A 20,743-nucleotide genomic window follows, 5' to 3' on the forward strand; every position below is an offset into this window, starting at 1 on the left:
ACCGAATCAGAAAATAAAAAGAATGCCGATAGTTATTAAGGATGCACAATATCCGATAAATATAAGTTGGGATATTAATCCGGAAAATGCTTTGACTTATTCAGTTTCATTTATGCCGGAAGGAGGTTTAGGGAAGCCACAGATATACAATGTAGAAACTTCGGGAAATCTGGTAATTCCAAAAATTAAAAATGGGATTATATCACTAACTACAAGTGGTGATATGAATTCAGAAAAATCAAAGCATTCCTATTCACTAAATGAAAATTATCCAAATCCCTTTAATCCAAACACTGTGATAAATTATAGTATTGCTGAGCCCAATAATGTAAAATTACTTGTGCACGATATTCTTGGGCGAGAGGTAAAAATCTTAGTAAACGAATATCAATCAGCAGGGTTAAAAACTGTAAACTTTGATGCCGGTGATTTGCCAAGCGGCGTGTACTTCTACAAACTAACTGTTGGCTCATTTACATCTGTAAAGAAGATGATTTTAATGCGGTAGTATCTTGTATGTCGAAATGCCATTTCGACTTACAGAGCCGGTTTCTCAGCGTGGGAAGTCGGCTCTATTTATTTTCAATCCTTAATGTTTAAAAATTTATTCCACAAATTGAAAAGTTCACCTGTGGCTATTACATCTCCGATGCAATAGTTGGCAATGTCTCTGTATCTCCCAGCTCTGAAGAGGTCGCCTAAATCTAATCCTGTGATTCCTTCGCTTTTCGGACTTTTAATTCCGAAAGCTTTGCAGTAAAAATCTAAATTGAATTTTTTAACAGCGGCGTAAAACGAAAGCTGGTCTAACAAGTCGCAATGAATTTTAGCATCGTATCGGTAAGGCACTAAGTTTCTTGACGGAACAACTCCTAATATCGCTGATCGAAGCATCACAAACGGACAGTCGAAAGTCCTGCCATTAAATGTTATAAACTGGTCGTAGTGCTTGATGGCAGTCCAGAACCATTCGAGAATTTCTTTCTCATCTCCCGATACAAATCCTACTTTACCATCATCGCTTGTGTATTCTTCTTTCACATCCGATTGGTATAAAACTTTTCCTTGATTGGTATCAGGATTGAACATCCCGATTGCTATAATGCGGGCAGTGGGGGCATAAAGATTTAACTGCAATAGAGCTTGTTCACGTTTCTCTTCGGTGTCGGCAAATTTTAATAGATACTCTTGTTGAACCTCATCAAAATTATCAAACGGGAAGGCTAGGGTTTCGATATCAAAAACAACTCGTTTCATTCTTCGGGCAATTCGTCTTTTTTAAAAACTTGCTTCATAACATTCGAAATAATCTCCCACGAAAAACCGCGACGCGATAAAAAACTTGAAAGCCGAATATAATTTTGTTTATCGTCGGATTTTAATTTTGTGGTGCGGTATTTTTTTAACTGTTTTTTTGCTGTTTCAAGAGCCGATTCTTTTTCATTTATGTTGCTGTACGATTTATTGATAATTTGAAGAACGATATCTTTAGGTATCTTTTTATCAAGAAGCCGCTGTTTTAATAAATTCCTTCCGATAGCTTTTCCCTTTAATGTGTAACGGGTAAAGCTTTCGGCGAACTCGCGGTCGTTAATTAAACCGATGCCCTTTAAATTTGAAATTACAGAATCGACCACTTTCGGTTTGAATTTTTTGCTATCGAGTTTTTTGCGAAGTTCGTACTCGCTTCTTTGCCGGTAACTGAAATATCGTAAGGCAGTATCTTTCCCTCTGTGGAATTCATCTAAAAATAAAATTTCGTTCAGCTTACCCTCGGTAATCGAGTCGCCCTTTCTTAACCCGCATTTTTTAATAACATCTTTATAAATAGTGTATTTAATATTCGTATCTGTTAAGAGTACAACAAATTTAGGTTTATTTTTAGCTTGCGATATATTGCTTATTATCATTTAGTTTTTTTAATTTCAGATTTGGATGTTGCGACTGCTGTCCGTTCAGTTTCGCTGGGAGATCCACCGTTCAAGTTTAATTTACTTCGTAAAATCTGGTCGATTTCTTTGTTAAGTTTTTCGTTTTCGAGAAGTAATTTTTTTACCGCATCCCTGCCTTGTCCAATTCTATCCTCTTTATACGAAAACCAAGATCCGCTTTTCTGGATTACGTTCTGCTCGATTGCAAGGTCAATTAAATCGCCTAATTTCGAGATGCCTTCGTTGTATAAAATATCGAAGGAAGCTTCGCGGAAGGGAGGCGCCATTTTATTTTTTACGACTTTAACACGTGTCCGGTTGCCGATTACCGTAGTGCCATCTTTAATTGCTTCGATTCGCCGAACATCCAATCTTATTGAGGCGTAAAATTTAAGTGCGTTACCGCCGGTAGTTGTTTCGGGGTTACCAAACATTACTCCGATTTTTTGCCGAAGTTGGTTAGTAAAAATTACTGACGTTTTCGATTTGTTTATTGCCGCAGCTAATTTACGAAGCGCTTGCGACATAAGCCGAGCTTGAACACCCATCGTCGGGTCACCCATTTCGCCTTCGATTTCAGCTCGCGGTGTTAGCGCTGCAACTGAGTCGATCACAATAACATCTATTGAACCGCTGCGGACCAGAGTTTCAACTATTTCCAGAGCTTGCTCGCCGAATTCAGGTTGCGAAAGCAACAGATTATTTACATCAACACCTAAACGTTTTGCATAAGCTACATCTAATGCATGTTCTGTATCAATGAACGCTGCAATGCCGCCCCGTTTTTGTGCTTCGGCAAGTATGTGAAGACACAAAGTAGTTTTACCGGAAGATTCCGGACCGTATATTTCGGTAACTCTACCCCGCGGTATCCCGCCGATACCTAAAGCATGGTCGAGCGATATCGACCCGGTAGGGATTGATTCAACTTTTACTGCCGGCCGATCACCGAGACGCATCACAGCACCCTTGCCGTGTTGTTTTTCGATTTGTTCTATTGCAATTTTTAAAGCTTGTGAACGCGATTCTTTACTTACATCTTCTGCCATAATATCTCCACTTTAACGGTTTTTATATTTTTGTAGTAAATCTAAGACTACCCGTTTGATCTCTTCTGTATCGAACGGTTTTGTAACATAATCTGTTGCTCCGAGGGATTTTGCAACACGCCTCGCATCGTAATCATCAAGCGACGACATAAATACAAAGGGTATTGTATTCAACTTTGGGTTGTTTTTAATTTTATCGAAAAGTTCGAAGCCGTTCATTACAGGCATTCTAACATCGCTTAAAATTAAATCAGGTTTTATTTTTGACAACTTGTCGAGGGCTTTTGTTCCGCTGTCGGCTGTTATCACGTTGTACGATTCGCCGTCTAAAACAGTTTGCATTGTTTCGAGCCAAATATCCTCATCGTCTATAAGAAATAATGTTTCATGTTTCTTTTTCGAAAATTTTGTTTTCATAAATCAAGCGTTTTGAAAGTTCACTGCTGTCAGTGTCGAATATTCTGATCCGGAAGGTTTTAAGATACTTCGCATCAATAGTATCTCCCGGCACGTCGTTATTTCTGATTTGAATTTAAGACTTTCCATAATAACAGTCAAGTTTTTAATATTGTGCTGACTTCTTACGCGACCTAATGTAATATGTGGGTGGAATTTTCGGTCTTCAGTTTCAAAACCTAATTTTTCAAGTTCGATATCTAACGAGCGTTTTAGTTTCAACAGTGTTCCGGATGTTTCATTAGCACCAATCCATATCACCCGTGGTTGATTCCAATTAGGGAAGCATCCGATATCATCGTATTCAATCTGAAACTGCTGGAATTTTTTTCCAACTGTTTCGAGGATGCCGTTGATTGCAGGAACCAATTCGTCTTTCGTCTCATTCAAAAATTTTAGAGTGATGTGAAATTTATCGGCAGTTTCCCATTTTACATCAGCTTGCGATTTTTTTAATTCTGCCTGAATTTCAGTCACTTGGGCTTTTACTGAAACGGGTGTATCGATAGCTATAAAAAGTCTCATAAAGTTAAAATTTTATTTCTAACAATTTCCATAGCGGTTTGTGATGCTCGAATTTTTGTAATCAATCTGATATCGCCAAAATGAAATTTTTGTGCGAATGTTTCGTTCTTATCAGAGTATCCGATCCACACTAAACCGACAGGTTTTTCGGCATTTCCGCCGGTCGGTCCGGCTATTCCTGTTGTTGAAATTCCAATATCTGTTTTTGAAATCTTCCGAACCCCATCCGCCATCGCTTTCGCTACTTCTTCGCTCACTGCGCCGTGTTTGATTATCAGTTCTTTGGGGACACCGAGTAACTCAGTTTTTGAATTATTGCTGTAAGCTACAACCCCTCGTTCAAAATATTTTGAACTTCCCGAAACATTAGTAATCCGATTTGCGATTAAACCGCCTGTGCAGGATTCCGCAACCGAAATAGTTAAATCTTTTTCTGCTAAAAGTTTTACGATTACTTCTTCTAATTCTTCATCTTCAATTCCGTAAATATATTTACCAGCTTTTTTCCGAATATTGTTTTCAATATCAACTATTTTTGTTTCGATGGAAGAACTATTCGTGCCTGTAATTGAAATTCGCAACCTAACACCTGTCGGGGCAGGGAGGAACGCTAAAGTCGATTGCAGGTTTTCAGTATTGCCGAGAAGGTCGTCAACATCGCCTATCAGCTCGGCTAAAGATGCTTCAGTTATACCTGTAGTTTTTAATGTGCGATGTAAAATTTGTTTCCCGATATTAAGAGATTGTAGAAAAGGAAGCAGATAATCGCTCATCATACCTTTCATTTCGTAAGGGACACCCGGCGTAACAATAAAGTATTTTTGATTGCGTTCAAAAAGGAAACCTGCGGCAGTGCCATAGTTGTTTTGAATAATTTTACAACCTTCCGGAACAAGTGTTTGCTCATCGGCAGCGGAATTCCATTTTAAATTTCGAAGTTCTAAAATTCGTTTTATGTTTTCTTTTACTTTATCATCGACTACAAGATGTGTGTTAAAAAATTTACAAACAGTTTTTTTTGTAATATCGTCGTGTGTGGGACCGAGTCCCCCCGTTACTAATACTAAATCGTTCTCGGAAAAATATTTCTCAAAAGTAGAAATAATGTCGGTTTGGTTATCGCCAATCGTTATTATGTTTCGTACAGAAATTCCAAACTTGTTTAATTGCTCTGCAATATAAGATGCGTTGGTGTTAATCACTTGACCAATCAATAACTCATCGCCTATGGAAATTATTGATGCGTTCATATTACCAAAACAGCGATTTGTAAAAGCAGATTAGCATAGATTCCTGCAAAAACATCGTCTAACATAATGCCCCAGCCGAGTTTTAATTTTTCGGCTCTTCGACAGGGGAATGGTTTGATGATATCGAAAATCCTGAATAACACAAATGCAGAAATCATTATTATTAAATTAGAAGGTAAAAATAGGAGCGAAATCCACATTCCTACAATTTCATCTATTACAACAACCGATGGGTCGCTGCCTAACGATTTTTCTAAAATTGAAGAAGTGATAACCCCTATAAAAAAAGTTAAAATAATTAATGGTATAAAAAAATAAGTACTGCCGACACCGCTAATAAAGAAAATTGCCAAACCGAGAGCTGAACCCGCCGTACCGGGGGCGATAGGAAAGTAGCCGGTAAAAAGTCCGGTCGCGATGATACGGGCTGCGAAGGGAATTTTTTTATTCGATTGCATCAGAAGTATTTTTTTTATATAGCGATTGGATGAATTTTCGATTGTAATGGAAATACGAAACGCCTGTCCACACCGTTAAAATAGTAACGAGTATCATCATACCGAAAAGTACTTGCGGATGAAGTAGGTTGTCGATCAGGCTGTATAATGTTGGATGTTTAATTTGTAGTAACGGAATCGTTCTGATTACATAGAGAACTAATATATAATAAATGACTACGTATTGCATAGTAGTTTTAGCTTTTGCTAAATATGTAGTAACAATTGGCTGGTCTCTCAATTCAGCGATTGAACGTAAGACGGTAATCAGAAGATCACGAAAAACAATTATTGCAACCATCCAGGCATCGATTAAATTCAAATAAGCAAATGCAATAAGAGCTGTGGAAGATAAAATTTTATCGGCAAGTGGGTCCATAAATATACCGAAGCGGCTGATGTTACCCCATTTGCGAGCAGCCCACCCGTCGTACCAATCGGTAAGTGCTGCTATAATGAACAAGGCTAATGAAATTTGTTTGTAGAATAAGGAATCAGAAATGAACAGGACCAAAAAAATTGGTGTGAGGATAATTCTTAGAAAGGTGAGCGAGTTCGGTAATGTAATTGTAACATTGTTAGCCATAGGTATATTTAAAGAAAAATTTGGATTTATGCAAGTAAAACAAAAAAGCCCAACTCGTTGGTTGGGCTTTTTATAAAACCATAGTTTTAAAACCTATGCAGCTTTTGTAACTTTACCTTGTTTTATACAGGTGGTACATACTTTTACGCGTGCAGGTTTTCCATTCACACTTGCGTGTACCTGTTTTAAGTTGGGCAACCAACGCCGACGAGTGCGGTTATGGGCATGACTTATATTATTGCCGCTAAGCGGTCTTTTTCCGCATATTTCACATACTTTTGACATAAATTTTTCTTTCTATTAATCTAAGCTCTAAAATTTCGTGCGTCAATATAGCTAAAAAGATAGAAAGATGCAAAAAAAAATTATTCAAAAAAATATCTTGCCCCAATTCCACCATTCATATTTAGTGTTGTTCCGGGGATAAGGTCGAGTATTGGTGCAAGTTCAATAAAAAAATCAATCGGCGCTTGTTTTAATAAGAAGCCAATTCCAAAAACACCACGGACTCCAATCCGCCCGTTATCCTTATTTCCAAGCCGAATTCTGCCGCCAACACCATAATAAACAGGAATGCGTTCTTTCGTCTTTATTAAATCGAAGTCGTGCCAAAGATAATCGGCGTGCATGTGTAATGCAGGATTTTTATAAAACGACCAAGCCAGACCCGCATCAATTGCATTAGTCGGGGAAGTCCAGGTTTTTAAACTTATGCCGGTTGGTTCGCCCAACATTAATCCTATACCGAATCCTCTTTCCTGTGAAAATGCGAAAGCAGCAACAAGTAACAGAGCGATTAAAATCAATTTTTTCATATTTATAGTACTATATTTTTATTTAACATAATTTTAATAGTAGAAAAATAGAAAAATTCTACAACGGTTGCAAGTCTCTTAAAAATTTTATTTATTATCATAACTATGATAGTACTAGGAATTGAAACATCGTGTGACGAAACTTCTGCTTCAGTGTTGAATGATGGTGAGGTGAAATCGAATATCATTTCATCTCAAATTATACATCAAAAATATGGAGGCGTTGTGCCCGAGTTAGCTTCGAGGGCACATCAAAAACTTATTATTCCTGTGGTTGAAAAAGCAATCATCAATGCCGGCATAAACCAAACTCAGATTGATGGTGTGGCAGTTACTTACGGTCCGGGTTTGATCGGAGCGCTGCTCGTCGGTTTAAATTTTGCAAAAGCGTTTGCTTACGGTCTCAAGATTCCGTTTGTTGGAGTAAATCACATGCAGGCACATCTATACTCAAACTTTTTAGGGAAAGAAAAACCTGAATATCCTTTTATATGTTTGATTGTTTCGGGCGGGCACACACAACTGGTATTTGTTAGAGAACCGTTCAATCACGAATTATTGGGTGAAACTCTCGACGATGCGGCAGGCGAAGCTTACGATAAAGTTGCAAAGATGTTAGGGCTTGGTTTCCCAGGAGGGCCGCAGCTCGATAAACTTGCTCAAAGTGGAAATAATAATTTTGTTAAATTTCCGCGCTCGTATTTAAGTGAAGATAGTTTTGAATTCAGTTTCAGCGGAATTAAAACTTCGGTGTTGTATTGGTTGAAAAATAGAGGATATTATCCGATAAACGAGAATTCGAAAAAGTTAGACGCCCAGTTGCTTTCCGATTTGTGCGCCAGTTTCCAAGCTGCAGTTGTTGATGTGTTAGTTGAAAAAACTATGAGAGCGGTCGAAAAATATAAAGTGAAACATTTAACTGTATCGGGCGGGGTTTCGGCTAACTCTGAATTACGAAAAAGATTAATCGTAGCCGGTAACAAAAGTGGTGTAAAAGTTTTTATCCCCGATTTAGAGTACTGTACCGACAACGGCGCTATGGTGGCAGTTGTGGGTTGGATGCTTTTTAAAAGAGGGATTACTTCCAATTATGAAATTAGTGCTGTAGCAAATTTAAGCATGACTTGAAAAACCAGTATGGTAAAACTAACACCCAAAACAAACAACAGTCCAGTGCCCATAAATTTTTCGATTCAGGAAAATAAAGTTCGCATTTTACTGATTTTGATAAGTGCCGCAGCGATTGCTATGTTAGTTTTAATATTGAGTGGTAGCTACAAACAAAACGGATTTTTCGGATTTACTTTGGACGATCCATGGATTCATCTTCAATTTGCAAAAAACTTGAACGAGTATGGAAGCTTTTCATATTACAAAAACGAGCTTTCTACAGCTGGTTCAACTGCTCCCCTGTACACAATTTTATTATCGGTAGGTTTTTTCTTCACTAAAAACGAATTTTTATTAAGTTACTTTTTCGGCATTATTTTCTCAGTTGCATCGTTTATTACTTTTTTCTTTTTACTCCGAAAAGAGTTTGATAATTCGATCTTAATTGCAATCGCCGGTTCGCTCATGCTTTTTCTTGAACCACGATTAGTGTGGATTTCTTTATCGGGTATGGAAACTACTTTTGCGATTTTTCTAATCATACTAACATTATACTTTTATAAATCTAACAGAGGTGTACCGTTAGGGATTTGTTTCGGTTTATTCTTATGGACTCGTCCCGAAGCGTTAATACTTATAATTGCAATCATCTTTGATATTTTGTACAACAAGTTTTGGATAAAGGCAGATAAAATAAAAAAGAATAAACCAATTTTGGAAGGCGATAAATGGTTACAGAAATCAGCTATTATTTTTAGTGCGATTGCAGTTTTATACCTTGTCCTTAATTTATATTTATCGGGAACAATCTTCCCAAATACTTTTACTGCGAAGATTAAATATTATTCCGGCGGCGGTCAAAATTATTTTCAACAACTCTTGGAATTTTTAACAAGCAAACATCTCTTTCCATTTGCAGTTTTTGTTGGAATTGGTTTGATAACTGTTCTCTTAAATATTGCATTGCGTAGAAAAGATAAATTTATTGTATATATTTTATGGAGTATAGGTCTGTCGGTGGCGTTCGCAATCTATCTACCATTTCTATATCAGAATGGGCGATATTTAATGCCCGTATTGCCATTTGTAATTGTAATTGGTCTTCAAGGGGTTGTAGTTACAATTAACTTATTATATAGCAGGGTATTTTTGTTTAAGAATAAAAAAAGGTTATTCCTACCAGTGGCTGCTCTGTTGTTGATTTTCTTAACTCAGTTTGGTATATCGACAGCTGAGATATATAAACAATATGCGTTAGATTGTAAATACATAAACGACAGACAAGTTACGACGGCAAAATGGCTGAAGAATAATTTACCTCAGGCTGCAGTGGTTGCTACTCATGACGTTGGGGCAATAGCGTTTTATTCGGATAGAAAAATAGTGGATATGGTTGGTTTGATATCGCCTGAGATGATTCAAAACATAGGTAGTTTTGATGGCTTGAAAAATTTTATAGATTCTAAAAACTCGACTCATTTAGCTGTGCTTCGAAATTGGTTCCACCTAGGTAATCAAACACCCATTTATCAAACTGACGAAAGATTTCCTGAAGTTATGGAGGTCTTTAAATATGATCCTCGATACGCAATGTTCGTCTCACAAAATATCGTCCGTATGAATGAGGAAGCAGAATATTTGTTAAATTCTGGAAAAACTCAGCAGGCGGGTTATCTACTGGAACAGTCAATCCGTATGTTCCCAAATTTAGATTGGTCGCATTATCTTATGGGGAAAGCATTTCTCTCAATCAATAATCTTGAAAAGGCGACAAAAAGTTTTCAAAATGCCCTTAATTTAAATCCCGAACATAATCAAGCGAATCGGTCGATGGATTTTATTTCATCACAAATAAACAAATGAAAAATAAATTAACAAAATTAATTGTTTTACTACTCGCTATTGTTGTGATATTATTTTCAGGTTTAATTTATTTTACCTTCTTCGCACCTAATTATTTCGAGGGTGAAATAGTTATTAAAGTTTCAAAAGGTATGACCTTCGGGCAGGTGGCTGAAAGCCTCAAAGCGAATAATGTCATAAAAAATAGAACCTTGTTTGAAATCGCCGGCAAAATTATTAGCGCTGAAAAAGATATTAAAATTGGAAAATATCTTTTCATAAGTAGGATGACGAATTTAGAAATATTGGACGATTTAAAATCCGGGAAATCAGCGTTACGAGTGAGTGTTACGATACGCGAGGGATTGAAAGCAACGCAGCAGGCAAAAATATATACACAACAGCTCGGAATTGATTCAGCTAAATTTGTGGAATTTGTGTTTGATGAAAGCTTTGCAAAAAAATTAGGCGCCGATGGAGAATCGTTAGAAGGATACTTAATGCCCGATACTTATCAGTTCTACTGGCAAGCCGATGAAGAAGAAATAATCGAAAGGATGGTTGAGCAGTTCTGGAAAGTTTACAACGACACCTTTCAACAACGCGCTAAAATACTTGGACTTTCCAACAACGAAATCATAACTATGGCTTCTATCGTCGAAGTTGAAACGGATCTCGATTCCGAACGTGCAACAATTGCTGGAGTTTATTACAACAGATTGCGTAAGCGGATATTTTTACAAGCCGACCCAACAATACAATATGTTATAGAAGATGGTCCAAGAAGATTAAGGTATAGTGATTTAAAAATCGAATCTCCATATAATACATACCGGTATTTTGGTTTACCACCAGGACCGATTAATAATCCGGGTAAGGCATCAATTCTTGCCGCATTATATCCTGCAAAGCACAAATATATTTTTTTTGTAGCAACCGGTTTTGAAGGACATACATTCACCAGAACTTATTCGGAACATCAGAGGGCAGTATCTCAGTTCAGAAAAAACAAAACAGCAAGGCAACAAAATAAGGAAGCTGGGTTAAATTAATGAACATCCATAGAATTATTATATCTGGAATATCAGTATTGTGTTTGAATTGTGCTGGTCAGTTTTACCCTTCGGGAGGTCCGCCCGATTCAACGCCACCTCAAGTCATTGAAACAATTCCGGAAGAGAACTCATTGTTTTTTAAAAGCAATCTAATCTCTTTAAAATTCAGCGAGTATGTTGAGCAACGCACAGTTCAGGAAGCAGTTTTTATTTCACCTGATTTGGGATTGCTGGAATTTGAATGGAGTGGTAAGGAATTAGATATACTGTTCACTGAGAAATTACGCGATAGTACAACCTACGTATTTTCAATGGGAACGGATGTGAAAGACAAGAATGGCAACCGTATGGAACATGCTTTTGGCTTCGCATTTTCGACGGGGAGTGAAATCGACACTGCAACAATATCAGGAAAAATTTTTGATAAAAAATCTGAAGGTATTACATTATTCGCCTATAAACTTGATAACCGCAACCCGGATACTCTGAATCCACAAAATGTAAAACCCGATTATCTTACTCAAACAGGAAACGACGGCTCGTTTATCCTGAAAAATTTATCCTACGGAACTTACCGCCTCTTTGCAATCAAAGATGAGTATAACAATTTGCTGTATGATCCGCAGATAGATCGCTTTAGCTGTGCGAATTCCGATATAAATCTGACACCTGAAAATCCCGCAGTCTCGGATCTTAGATTCCGGTTGGCTGTCGAGGATACTACTTCACCGTTTATCGTAAATGTAAACGCGATTGATAGAAATAATGTAGTAGCAAAATTCAGTGAGGCACTGGATACTTCTGCTATTAACTCAATCTCGTTTGAAATAATAGATACTGTTACGAATAATCGGTTGAATATAAATTCAATTTCTTTGATAAGTCAACAACTAAATATAATTGTATTGAACACTTCTATTCAGGATTCACAGATATATAAATTGACGGCATACAACGTTCTTGATACTGCGGGAAATATTATTTTAACGAAAAATAATTTTGTTTATTTTCAGGGCAAGACTCAACCAGATACTACAAAACCAATTTTGGTATTTATCAACATATCGAAGAATTCTACAGATGTTCCGTATTCACAAGAAGTATCTTTGTTTTTTAGTGAAGCTATAAACAGAAATGCTTTTGAGAATAGTTTTCAATTTATTGATTCGGGGAAAGTAAAAGTCGATGGCAAATTTTTCTGGCAATCTGATGCTAACTTGATTTTCAAACCTTCTGTACCGTTACAAAGTAAAGTCGAGTATTCAATAAAAATGGTTATGGATTCGATATACGATGCAGCGGGTAACTCTATTCGGGATAGTGTTGTAGTTATTAAATTCACCACTGTCGATTCAAAAAAATTAGGATTAATCCGCGGCAGCGTTTCAGTAGATTCACCTGACTCTCTTTATCGCCGGGTTGTTCTCCATTTAGTTAATATTAATAATTTTACAGTCGTACCGGTTTCTCTGAAAGTAAACCAAGTTCAGACTTTTGAATTCTCAAATTTACCCGAAGGGCAATATACTATTCAGGCGTTTGTAGATGAAAATAATAACGGTAAATACGACTCGGGTAAAATATTTCCGCATCACTATTCTGAAATATTAGGAATTTATACTGATACTATTAAGGTCAGGGCGCGATGGCCCATCGAAGGGGTGAATATAAAATTTTAATCTTATTCTGTTTCGAAAACAGGTTCTTTCGGTTTTGGAGGAGGCGATTTATATACCTTATCAGGCACTACCCACGCATTTTTATATCCTGAGTCGATTAGAAATTTTAATAAATGATTTGCTGATGCTCGGTATGGAAAATCACCTGCTCTGATTTTATAGTAGGGTGCCTCGTGAATCATATAAACCCAATCGTACTGCAGGAGTGGAGATATCTGGTTTTTCATTGCATTCGCTTCATCAATTTCCGAGGTCATTAATATTTGTATTCTGAATCCGGATATAATTTCCGGTTCAACTTTATCAGTTTCTCCCCTTTTTGTACCAACGAAATTTTTCGTCTCGTTTTCATTTTCTTCTTTCTCAACATCATCATCGTAATCGGCAGGATTAAAAGTTTTTTCATATTTATCTAAAAAATCTTTCTGTTCTGCTTCGGGAGTTTTAGCCGACTCGCTTTTAAAGAGTGCAGCACATCCCCAAAACCAAAACGATAAAAAGAATATAAAAAATTTTATTCTCATCGGGTTACTTCATTGTTTACATCAATCACCCAAGCGTTGTTGTAGTCAGGGAATTTTTTAACAAATTGGTCGTGGAATTCAGTTGCAGCTTCTTTACTCCAGAAGTTTCCGACCATCACACGATAAATCCGTTTTGCTGAATCGTAAATATTGTAAATTTCTTCTTTGAAAAGATTTTTTGCATTGTAAGCAAATTGAAGTGCATTTTCTTCTTTTTCAAATGCACCAATTTGAATAGAAAAATTTTCGACAACTACTTTTTCAGGATTTTCGGGCGGGGGCGGAGGAAGTTCTTCAGTTATTACACGACTCGGCTCTTTCATATCTGAAGTTTCTTTTGTTGAACCACATCCCGCTAAAATATAAATACATAATCCAAATACTACAAGATGTAAACTCCTCATCGAATTTCTCCTTCTTTAATTTTATTAATACATTCCGGTTGATTTAGTTGTATCGGTTTCGCCTATTACAATTTTTACGCTGGCGCTTGCACCGATTCTGTCGGCGCCGCTTTCAACCATCTCGATTGCATCTTCACGTGTTCGCACACCGCCCGATGCTTTAACACCCATAGCACTGCCTACTACTTTGCGCATCAAAGCAATATCGCCGGCGGTTGCACCACCTTTTGCAAACCCTGTCGATGTTTTTACAAAATCAGCGCCCGAACGTTTTGCTAACAAACACGCTTTTATTTTTTCCTCATCTGTCAATAAAGCACTTTCGATAATTACTTTGGTTAAAACACGATGACGTTTCGCTGTGCTTACAACTGCGAAAATGTCGTTTTCAACATAATCGTACTCTTTTGATTTGAGCATCCCGATGTTGATAACCATATCAACTTCTGTTGCACCATCACGAATTGTCTGCTCTGTTTCAAATGCTTTAGCTTGAGTTGAAGTTGCACCTAACGGAAAGCCGATTACAGTGCAAACTTTTACAGGTGTATCTTTTAATAATTGCGAACACAAACTAACGTAAGAAGGATTTATGCAAACACTTGCAAAAGTATATTTCGCTGCTTCTGCACAAAGCTCTTTGACCTGTTGGACTGTGGCTTCGGGTTTTAGAAGGGTATGGTCTATCATTCGTCCGAGTTCGGTATCAATTCCACCGGCAGCTTCAACGCCGATGCTTGCCGATATCCGGCTTGCCCCTTCGCTGACAATATTTTTTACACCCGCTTTATTATGTATAACACACAAACCATCAGTGCAGACACCATCTTTACACGTTGATCCGGAAGATTTTTTCGCTTGTGTTTCGGTTGGATAGTCATTCAAAACAAGTTTAATAATGCGTTCGATTTCAGAATTGTTCATTTTGTTTGGTCTCAAATTTATTAAATATTTGTAATAAATATATGAAAAATTTAGAAAATTACAATTTTTGGAAAAAACAGACTCGTTTACTATATTGCCACAGTCATTTTTCATCAATAATATTCGAAAATAACTTTTAATGAACTACAAAAAAAGAACACATACGTGCGGAGAACTCAGATTAGATAATTCAGGCGAAAAGATTATATTGAACGGATGGGTTGACAGCCGGCGTAACTTGGGTGGAATTATTTTTATTTACATGCGCGACCGTTACGGCATTACCCAAGTTGTTTTTAATCCACTCCAAAACCAAGAACTTTATGAATTAGCTGAAACACTGCGAAACGAATTTGTAATCTCGGTTACCGGGCGAGTTGAAAGTCGCCCCGTCGGTATGAATAATAAACAAGTTGCCACAGGTGAAATTGAAGTTGTGGCTGAAGAGTTAACAATTTTGAATAAAGCAGAGACGCCTCCCTTTGAAATTAAAGATGAGATTGACGTAAACGAAGAAACACGCTTAAAGTATCGCTATCTTGATTTGCGCCGAACGCCGCTTCAACAAAGTCTGCTTACTCGCCATAAAATGTATCAAACTACTCGGCGTTATTTTGACGAATTAAATTTCGTTGAAATTGAAACTCCGATTTTGATGAAGAGTACACCCGAAGGCGCACGCGATTATCTTGTGCCGAGCCGCGTTCATCCCGGAAAATTTTATGCACTCCCGCAATCGCCTCAAACTTATAAACAAATTTTGATGGTTGCCGGCTTCGACCGCTATTTCCAAATTGTGAAATGTTTCCGAGATGAAGATTTGCGTGCAGATCGACAACCTGAGTTCACACAGATAGATGTTGAGATGTCGTTTGTGGATGAACAGGATATCTTCACGATGGTCGAAGGTTTTATGGTCAGGTTGTTCAAAGAGATTAAAGGAATTGATATCAAAACTCCTTTCACAAAACTTACGTATAAAGATGCAATCGAAAAATACGGTTCTGACAAACCCGACACCCGTTTCGATTTAACATTTACAAATTTGAATGATATTTTATCCAACATTGATTTTAAAGTATTCAGCGAAACGATTAAAAAGGGTGGAGTTGTTTCAGGTTTTACCGCTCCGAATTGTACCACCTATTCACGAAGCCAACTCGACAACCTTACTGAGTTTGTGAAAAAAATGGGAGCGGGCGGTTTAGTGTGGATGCGTGTAACTGAAAACGGTATCGAAACACCCGTAGAAAAATTTTTGGGTAAAAAGGTTTTGGAGACCATCCGAACAAAAATGAATGCACAAATCGGAGACTTGATTTTATTGATATCCGATGAGTGGTCGAAAGCTTACAATATTTTAGGTTCACTAAGGTTGGAAATGGCTAATCGTCTGAAATTGATGGATGATAACAAATTTGAATTACTTTGGGTTACCGACTTTCCGTTGTTAGAATTCGTTCCCGAAGAGAATCGTTTTGTTGCTGTTCATCATCCCTTCACATCTCCGAAAATTGAAGACTTGTCGTTGCTCGATACCGAGACGAAAAATGTTCGTGCCCGTGCATACGATTTGGTATTAAACGGCAGCGAAATAGCCGGCGGCAGCATTCGAATATTTGAACAAGAGTTACAAAGAAAGATGTTCAGTTTGCTTGGTATAGGTGCTGAAGAAGCCCAAAAGAAATTCGGTTTTTTACTCGATGCATTCAAATACGGCGCTCCTCCACACGGCGGTATTGCTTTCGGCTTCGATAGAATTGCAATGCTTCTGACAGGACAGAAATCGATCCGTGATGTAATCGCATTTCCAAAAACTACAAGCGCAACATCTTTGATGGACGATTCGCCATCGGAAGTTGACGAAGCACAATTAAAAGAGTTGCATATAAAGATTGTATGAAAAAGAATCAAGTAAAATAATTAGGATAAATCAATGGAAAACATACTAAAAAAAATAACAATAAATCCGGAACAATGCGGCGGGCGACCCTGCATAAGAGGGATGCGAATCCGGGTATCCGATGTTCTAGATTTACTTGCCTCTGGGCTAAGTGCACAACAAGTTTTAGATGAGTTGCCAGACCTCGAGATTGAAGATATTCATGCATGCTTACAGTATGCTTCTCAGAATATAGATCATCCGGTAGTAGCAGCGTGACTATAATCCTTGATGCACAACTTTCTCCGAAGCTTGCTGCTTGGATTGAAAAAGAATTTTTATTGAAAGTAATTCCAGTCCGTGATATCGGTTTGCGAGATTCTTCGGACGAAACTATTTTTAAAAAAGCACTTGAACTCTCAGCAATTGTAATGACAAAAGATATTGATTTTCTGAAGCTTCAAAAAAGGTTTGGTGCTCCGCCTCAAGTTATTTGGATACGCTGCGGAAATACATCTGATCTGAGAATGCGAGAAATACTAAAAAAAACATTTCCCGATACACTAAAGTTACTAAAAGAGAGTGAAAAGATCGTAGAAATTCGAGATATTTCAGAATAAGTACATCGAATTAATTTAACTTGTAATAAATTTACTCAGAATGTTAAAAGAGTTGCATATAAAAATAGTTGAGTAGTGACCGATGAACTTTTGATGCCATTATAGAACAAAAGACACGTCGGGAAATTCAGAAATATAATTTTTTCAAACTTGGTATTGGTGTAAAATTTTATAATCATAATTCATAAATCCAAAATATAAAATCTAATAAAGGAATTCTTATGGTCGGAATTGTAGGTTACGGTTCATACCTTCCAAGGTATCGAATAAAAGCTGAAGTAATCGCAAAGCAGTGGGGTTCGGACCCCGAAGCGATTAAACGTGGCTTATTATTAAACGAAAAAACTGTCCCTGGACAAGATGAGGACACAATAACAATTTCAGTTGCAGCAGCACGCGATGCAGTCAAGCGGGCGAACATCAATCCTCAAGATATCGGGGCTGTTTACATCGGCTCGGAGTCGCATCCATATGCGGTAAAACCAAGCGGCGCAACTTTAATTGATGCACTCGGAATCGGTCCGCACGTGCACGTTGCAAGCTACGAGTTTGCTTGTAAAGCCGGCTCGGAAGCAATGTATGTCGCTTACAGTCTTGTTAAGTCGGGTGAAATGAAATACGCGATGGGTATTGGCGCCGATACATCTCAAGGTGCGCCCGGCGATGCTCTCGAATACTCGGCTTCGGCGGGCGGGGCAGCGTTCATTATGGGAAAAGAAAAAATAGCCGCTGAAATTCTTTTCACTCATTCATACACATCCGATACGCCTGATTTTTGGAGAAGAGAGGGCGAGTTCTATCCGCGTCACGCCGGAAGATTCACAGGCGATCCCGCTTATTTCAAACACATAATGGGTGCGGCAAATGCGTTACTGGAAAAATCCAAAATGTCGCCCAAGGATTTCAAGTATGCGGTCTTCCACATGCCGAATGGGAAGTTTCCGCAAGAAGTTGGCAAACGGTTAGGGTTTACAAAAGAGCAGCTTGAGGTTGGATGGATTGTCCCTTGGATGGGTAATACTTATTCTGGCTCGTCACCAACCGGTTTGGCTGCGATACTCGATGTTGCAAAACCGGGTGATTCGATTTTTATGGTATCGTTTGGTTCGGGCGCCGGAAGCGATGGATTTATTTTCCGTGCCACAGAGGAGTTGCCAAAAATTCAGAACTTAGGTGTGAAGTTGCGCGATATGCTGCTAAACAACCAGATTTATTTAAACTACGGCGAGTATGCAAAATTCCGCCACAAAATTAAATTAAACGAATAAATAATAAACAGTGAACTATATGAAATCAATTGTTATATCTCCAAAAAATGATTCTGAGATGACGTTTGTTTCCACTTTGCTTAAAAAATTATCTATACCCACAAAAGTATTATCCGAAGAGGAGATCGAAGATTTAGGACTCTCAATACTAATGAGGGAAGCAGATAGAAATAAAAAAGTTAGTCGCGAGACAATCATGAGAAAATTGAAATCCTAATGGAAATCGAATTCCTTGAGAAATTCAGTCGGGATTTGGATAGATTGGTGGATGTTTCTACAAAGATAGCAGTTCGTAAAGCAATCACTTCAATCCAACAGGCCCATTCTCTAAATGAGATATCAAATATCAAAAAACTTAGAGGATATAAAACAGCATTCAGGATCAGAATAGGAGATTATCGTATCGGTCTATTTGTAGAAGGCGATGTAGTTCAATTCGCACGGATAGTTCACAGAAAAGATATCTAAAAAGTTTTTCCATAAAAAGTAAAAGGAAATAAAAAGGAGAATCAATTATGAGAGACGTAGTAGTAATCGGAGCTGGCATGACTAAGTTCGGCGAGCTTTGGGATAAATCGATTAAAGATATTTTCGTCGAAGCTTCATTAAAAGCAATTGAAGATTCAGGAGTTGACCACCTCGACTCGATTTATGTCGGTGCGATGTCGTCGGGATTGTTCGTCGGTCAGGAACATTTAGGTGCAATTCTGGCTGACTATTTAGGAATGAATCCTGTCCCCGCAACCCGAGTCGAATCGGCTTGCGCGTCGGGCGGTGCGGCATTTCGACAAGCATATTTAGAAGTTGCTTCAGGTGCGAGCGAGATAGTTCTTGCCGGCGGAGTTGAAAAGATGAACGACGGAGCCGATGTTACCGAAGTTTTAGCCACTGCGGCAGATCAGGAGTACGAAGTTTATCAAGGAATAACTTTCCCCGGTTTATATGCTATGATTGCTAAAGCACACATGCATCAGTATGGAACAACACGCGAACAACTCGCAGCAGTCGCGGTTAAAAATCACCGCAACGGTTCCAAGAATAAGAATGCACAATTCGGCTTCGAAGTTACTGCTGAACAGGTAATGAAATCTACAATGGTTTCCGACCCGCTTCGTTTGTTGGATTGTTCGCCGGTTACGGATGGTGGTGCGGCAGTAATTGTTGCCTCAATGGATGTTGCAAAAAAATTAAACAAAAATTTAGTTCGTGTTATTGCTTCAGCACAAGCTTCCGACACAATCGCGCTTCACAGTCGCGAAAGTCTTACGACACTAAATTCAGTCGTTAAATCTGCCGAGAAAGCATACCGTATGGCTGGCATTAAACCAATGGATTTGAACCTGTGTGAAGTTCACGATTGCTTCACGATTGCCGAGATTGTTGTTTCGGAGGATTTAGGATTTTTCGAAAAAGGCAAAGGCGGCGAAGCTGTTTTAAATGGATTGACTTCGATCGAGAGCGGGAAAATTCCGATTAACACGAGCGGCGGATTGAAATCGAAAGGTCATCCCGTTGGCGCTACCGGTATTGCCCAGATTATTGAGTTGTACGAACAACTTAACGGCAAAGCAGGCAGTAGGCAAGTAAAAAATGCCCGGATAGGAATGGCTCAGAATATGGGCGGTTCGGGTGCAAGCAGTGTAATACATATTTTGGAGGTCAAATGATTACAGCAAGATATCATCGCGAAATCCCTCAGCGTTACCGGCTTGAGGCAGGGAAATGCAAGAAGTGCGGTTTCATAGCATTCCCGCTCCGGCTTGTTTGTCCGAAATGCAAGACAAAAGATTTTGAAACTCTTCGGTTAAGCGACGAAGGTAAAATACTCACGTTTACAATCGTGAGGGTCGCATCGGATAAATTTTCAAAACAAACTCCGTTTGCTGTCGGAATCGTAGAGTTGAAAGATGGAGTGAAACTCACGACTCAAATTGCAGATGTTGATGTTGACAAGCTTGAAATCGGACAGAAGGTGAAAATTGTATTCCGTAAAATTCAGGAAGACGGCAAAGCAGGGATACTGTGCTATGGGTATAAAGCTGTATTGGTTTAACTAAAGGGTAGTTCTAATAATGAATAATTCCGCCAGAAGCGGATGAGCCTCCGGCTCAGAACACCGAATGTCGAATAACGAAGTGGAAATTGACTTCAATATTCTTTTGGATTTTTAGAACCACCCTAAAGCAAAACCTCCCGAAGATTAGTGGAAGAATTTTTGGGAGGTTTATCATCTAACACACAAACCGCCAAAACGCCTGAGTTTTGAGTGTTGAGTAACGAACACACACCATACGATAGAAATAGTTATCGGCGTTTTAATAAACAG

Annotated in this window: 27 protein-coding genes; 14 read left to right on the forward strand and 13 right to left on the reverse strand. The window is 38.2% G+C overall.

Annotated elements, in window-relative coordinates:
• On the forward strand, nucleotides 1–508 hold a 508-nt coding region (locus QME58_05910), incomplete at its 5' end, for a T9SS type A sorting domain-containing protein (protein ID MDI6803365.1).
• A gap of 74 nt (nucleotides 509–582) precedes the next feature.
• On the opposite strand, the gene QME58_05915 is transcribed toward QME58_05910, so the two are convergent.
• The 8 genes from QME58_05915 to QME58_05950 are packed head-to-tail and all read right to left on the reverse strand — an operon-like array spanning nucleotide 583 to nucleotide 6,222.
• Nucleotides 583–1,257, reverse strand: a complete 675-nt coding sequence (locus tag QME58_05915; protein MDI6803366.1) for a ribonuclease H-like domain-containing protein — start codon at nucleotides 1,255–1,257, stop codon at nucleotides 583–585.
• A complete protein-coding gene (locus tag QME58_05920; GenBank protein MDI6803367.1) occupies nucleotides 1,254–1,910 on the reverse strand; it encodes a RecX family transcriptional regulator in 657 nt (218 codons plus the stop codon). The genes QME58_05915 and QME58_05920 overlap by 4 nt, the downstream gene beginning before the upstream one ends.
• Entirely contained in the window at nucleotides 1,907–2,980 is a 1,074-nt protein-coding gene (gene recA / locus QME58_05925; GenBank protein ID MDI6803368.1) for a recombinase RecA, read from the reverse strand. Before recA ends, QME58_05920 begins: the two co-directional genes overlap by 4 nt.
• Before the next feature lie 12 nt (nucleotides 2,981–2,992).
• Nucleotides 2,993–3,397: a response regulator gene (locus QME58_05930; GenBank protein MDI6803369.1), complete on the reverse strand. Its 405-nt coding sequence runs from the start codon at nucleotides 3,395–3,397 to the stop codon at nucleotides 2,993–2,995.
• A gap of 3 nt (nucleotides 3,398–3,400) precedes the next feature.
• Complete coding sequence (gene thpR, locus QME58_05935) at nucleotides 3,401–3,961, reverse strand: RNA 2',3'-cyclic phosphodiesterase (protein MDI6803370.1); 561 nt, start codon at nucleotides 3,959–3,961, stop codon at nucleotides 3,401–3,403.
• Complete coding sequence (locus QME58_05940; GenBank protein ID MDI6803371.1) at nucleotides 3,958–5,211, reverse strand: competence/damage-inducible protein A; 1,254 nt, start codon at nucleotides 5,209–5,211, stop codon at nucleotides 3,958–3,960. The genes thpR and QME58_05940 overlap by 4 nt, the downstream gene beginning before the upstream one ends.
• Entirely contained in the window at nucleotides 5,208–5,669 is a 462-nt protein-coding gene (locus QME58_05945; GenBank protein MDI6803372.1) for a phosphatidylglycerophosphatase A, read from the reverse strand. The genes QME58_05940 and QME58_05945 overlap by 4 nt, the downstream gene beginning before the upstream one ends.
• On the reverse strand, nucleotides 5,656–6,222 hold the full coding sequence (locus QME58_05950; GenBank protein MDI6803373.1) for a CDP-alcohol phosphatidyltransferase family protein: 567 nt from the start codon (nucleotides 6,220–6,222) through the stop codon (nucleotides 5,656–5,658). Before QME58_05950 ends, QME58_05945 begins: the two co-directional genes overlap by 14 nt.
• Between QME58_05950 and QME58_05955 the strand changes: the two genes are divergently transcribed.
• Nucleotides 6,209–6,370, forward strand: coding sequence for a hypothetical protein (locus QME58_05955; protein ID MDI6803374.1), 162 nt, complete (start codon nucleotides 6,209–6,211; stop codon nucleotides 6,368–6,370). The genes QME58_05950 and QME58_05955 overlap by 14 nt on opposite strands.
• A gap of 17 nt (nucleotides 6,371–6,387) precedes the next feature.
• On the opposite strand, the gene rpmB is transcribed toward QME58_05955, so the two are convergent.
• Together rpmB and QME58_05965 are read right to left on the reverse strand one after the other, a co-directional pair.
• Nucleotides 6,388–6,579 (reverse strand): 50S ribosomal protein L28, encoded by a 192-nt coding sequence (gene rpmB / locus QME58_05960; protein ID MDI6803375.1) that lies wholly within the window; start codon nucleotides 6,577–6,579, stop codon nucleotides 6,388–6,390.
• An 80-nt stretch (nucleotides 6,580–6,659) separates the two neighbouring features.
• Nucleotides 6,660–7,109 (reverse strand): hypothetical protein, encoded by a 450-nt coding sequence (locus QME58_05965; GenBank protein MDI6803376.1) that lies wholly within the window; start codon nucleotides 7,107–7,109, stop codon nucleotides 6,660–6,662.
• Between the two features lie 105 nt (nucleotides 7,110–7,214).
• Here QME58_05965 and tsaD point away from each other — a divergent pair, with 105 nt between their 5' ends.
• The 4 genes from tsaD to QME58_05985 are packed head-to-tail and all read left to right on the forward strand — an operon-like array spanning nucleotide 7,215 to nucleotide 12,795.
• Nucleotides 7,215–8,237, forward strand: a complete 1,023-nt coding sequence (tsaD, locus tag QME58_05970) for a tRNA (adenosine(37)-N6)-threonylcarbamoyltransferase complex transferase subunit TsaD (GenBank protein ID MDI6803377.1) — start codon at nucleotides 7,215–7,217, stop codon at nucleotides 8,235–8,237.
• A 9-nt stretch (nucleotides 8,238–8,246) separates the two neighbouring features.
• Entirely contained in the window at nucleotides 8,247–10,082 is a 1,836-nt protein-coding gene (locus tag QME58_05975) for a hypothetical protein (protein MDI6803378.1), read from the forward strand.
• Entirely contained in the window at nucleotides 10,079–11,113 is a 1,035-nt protein-coding gene (gene mltG, locus QME58_05980; protein ID MDI6803379.1) for an endolytic transglycosylase MltG, read from the forward strand. Before QME58_05975 ends, mltG begins: the two co-directional genes overlap by 4 nt.
• A complete protein-coding gene (locus QME58_05985; protein ID MDI6803380.1) occupies nucleotides 11,113–12,795 on the forward strand; it encodes an Ig-like domain-containing protein in 1,683 nt (560 codons plus the stop codon). Before mltG ends, QME58_05985 begins: the two co-directional genes overlap by 1 nt.
• A gap of 2 nt (nucleotides 12,796–12,797) precedes the next feature.
• Here the strand turns inward: QME58_05985 and QME58_05990 are convergent, their stop codons facing one another.
• From QME58_05990 to deoC, 3 genes are read right to left on the reverse strand one after another with little or no spacing between them, the layout of a single operon-like run.
• Nucleotides 12,798–13,319 carry an SPOR domain-containing protein gene (locus tag QME58_05990; protein ID MDI6803381.1) on the reverse strand — a complete coding sequence of 174 codons (522 nt, stop codon included), beginning with the start codon at nucleotides 13,317–13,319 and terminating at the stop codon, nucleotides 12,798–12,800.
• Nucleotides 13,316–13,723, reverse strand: coding sequence for an SPOR domain-containing protein (locus tag QME58_05995; protein ID MDI6803382.1), 408 nt, complete (start codon nucleotides 13,721–13,723; stop codon nucleotides 13,316–13,318). Before QME58_05995 ends, QME58_05990 begins: the two co-directional genes overlap by 4 nt.
• 24 nt (nucleotides 13,724–13,747) lie before the next feature.
• A complete protein-coding gene (gene deoC, locus QME58_06000; GenBank protein ID MDI6803383.1) occupies nucleotides 13,748–14,434 on the reverse strand; it encodes a deoxyribose-phosphate aldolase in 687 nt (228 codons plus the stop codon).
• Nucleotides 14,435–14,786: 352 nt separating this feature from the next.
• Here deoC and aspS point away from each other — a divergent pair, with 352 nt between their 5' ends.
• The 8 genes from aspS to QME58_06040 all read left to right on the forward strand — a co-directional run bounded on the left by aspS (nucleotide 14,787) and on the right by QME58_06040 (nucleotide 20,470).
• Nucleotides 14,787–16,550, forward strand: a complete 1,764-nt coding sequence (aspS, locus tag QME58_06005; protein MDI6803384.1) for an aspartate--tRNA ligase — start codon at nucleotides 14,787–14,789, stop codon at nucleotides 16,548–16,550.
• Between the two features lie 33 nt (nucleotides 16,551–16,583).
• Nucleotides 16,584–16,808 carry a DUF433 domain-containing protein gene (locus QME58_06010; protein ID MDI6803385.1) on the forward strand — a complete coding sequence of 75 codons (225 nt, stop codon included), beginning with the start codon at nucleotides 16,584–16,586 and terminating at the stop codon, nucleotides 16,806–16,808.
• Nucleotides 16,805–17,149 (forward strand): DUF5615 family PIN-like protein, encoded by a 345-nt coding sequence (locus tag QME58_06015; protein MDI6803386.1) that lies wholly within the window; start codon nucleotides 16,805–16,807, stop codon nucleotides 17,147–17,149. The genes QME58_06010 and QME58_06015 overlap by 4 nt, the downstream gene beginning before the upstream one ends.
• 221 nt (nucleotides 17,150–17,370) lie before the next feature.
• Complete coding sequence (locus QME58_06020) at nucleotides 17,371–18,417, forward strand: hydroxymethylglutaryl-CoA synthase (GenBank protein MDI6803387.1); 1,047 nt, start codon at nucleotides 17,371–17,373, stop codon at nucleotides 18,415–18,417.
• Nucleotides 18,418–18,436: 19 nt separating this feature from the next.
• On the forward strand, nucleotides 18,437–18,634 hold the full coding sequence (locus tag QME58_06025) for a hypothetical protein (protein MDI6803388.1): 198 nt from the start codon (nucleotides 18,437–18,439) through the stop codon (nucleotides 18,632–18,634).
• A complete protein-coding gene (locus QME58_06030) occupies nucleotides 18,634–18,885 on the forward strand; it encodes a type II toxin-antitoxin system RelE/ParE family toxin (GenBank protein MDI6803389.1) in 252 nt (83 codons plus the stop codon). The genes QME58_06025 and QME58_06030 overlap by 1 nt, the downstream gene beginning before the upstream one ends.
• Nucleotides 18,886–18,932: 47 nt before the next feature.
• Nucleotides 18,933–20,084 (forward strand): thiolase domain-containing protein, encoded by a 1,152-nt coding sequence (locus QME58_06035; GenBank protein MDI6803390.1) that lies wholly within the window; start codon nucleotides 18,933–18,935, stop codon nucleotides 20,082–20,084.
• Nucleotides 20,081–20,470 (forward strand): Zn-ribbon domain-containing OB-fold protein, encoded by a 390-nt coding sequence (locus QME58_06040; protein ID MDI6803391.1) that lies wholly within the window; start codon nucleotides 20,081–20,083, stop codon nucleotides 20,468–20,470. The genes QME58_06035 and QME58_06040 overlap by 4 nt, the downstream gene beginning before the upstream one ends.
• The last annotated feature ends 273 nt before the right edge of the window (nucleotides 20,471–20,743 follow it).

This window comes from Bacteroidota bacterium (assembly GCA_030017895.1).
Lineage (GTDB): Bacteria > Bacteroidota > Ignavibacteria > UBA10030 > BY39 > JASEGV01.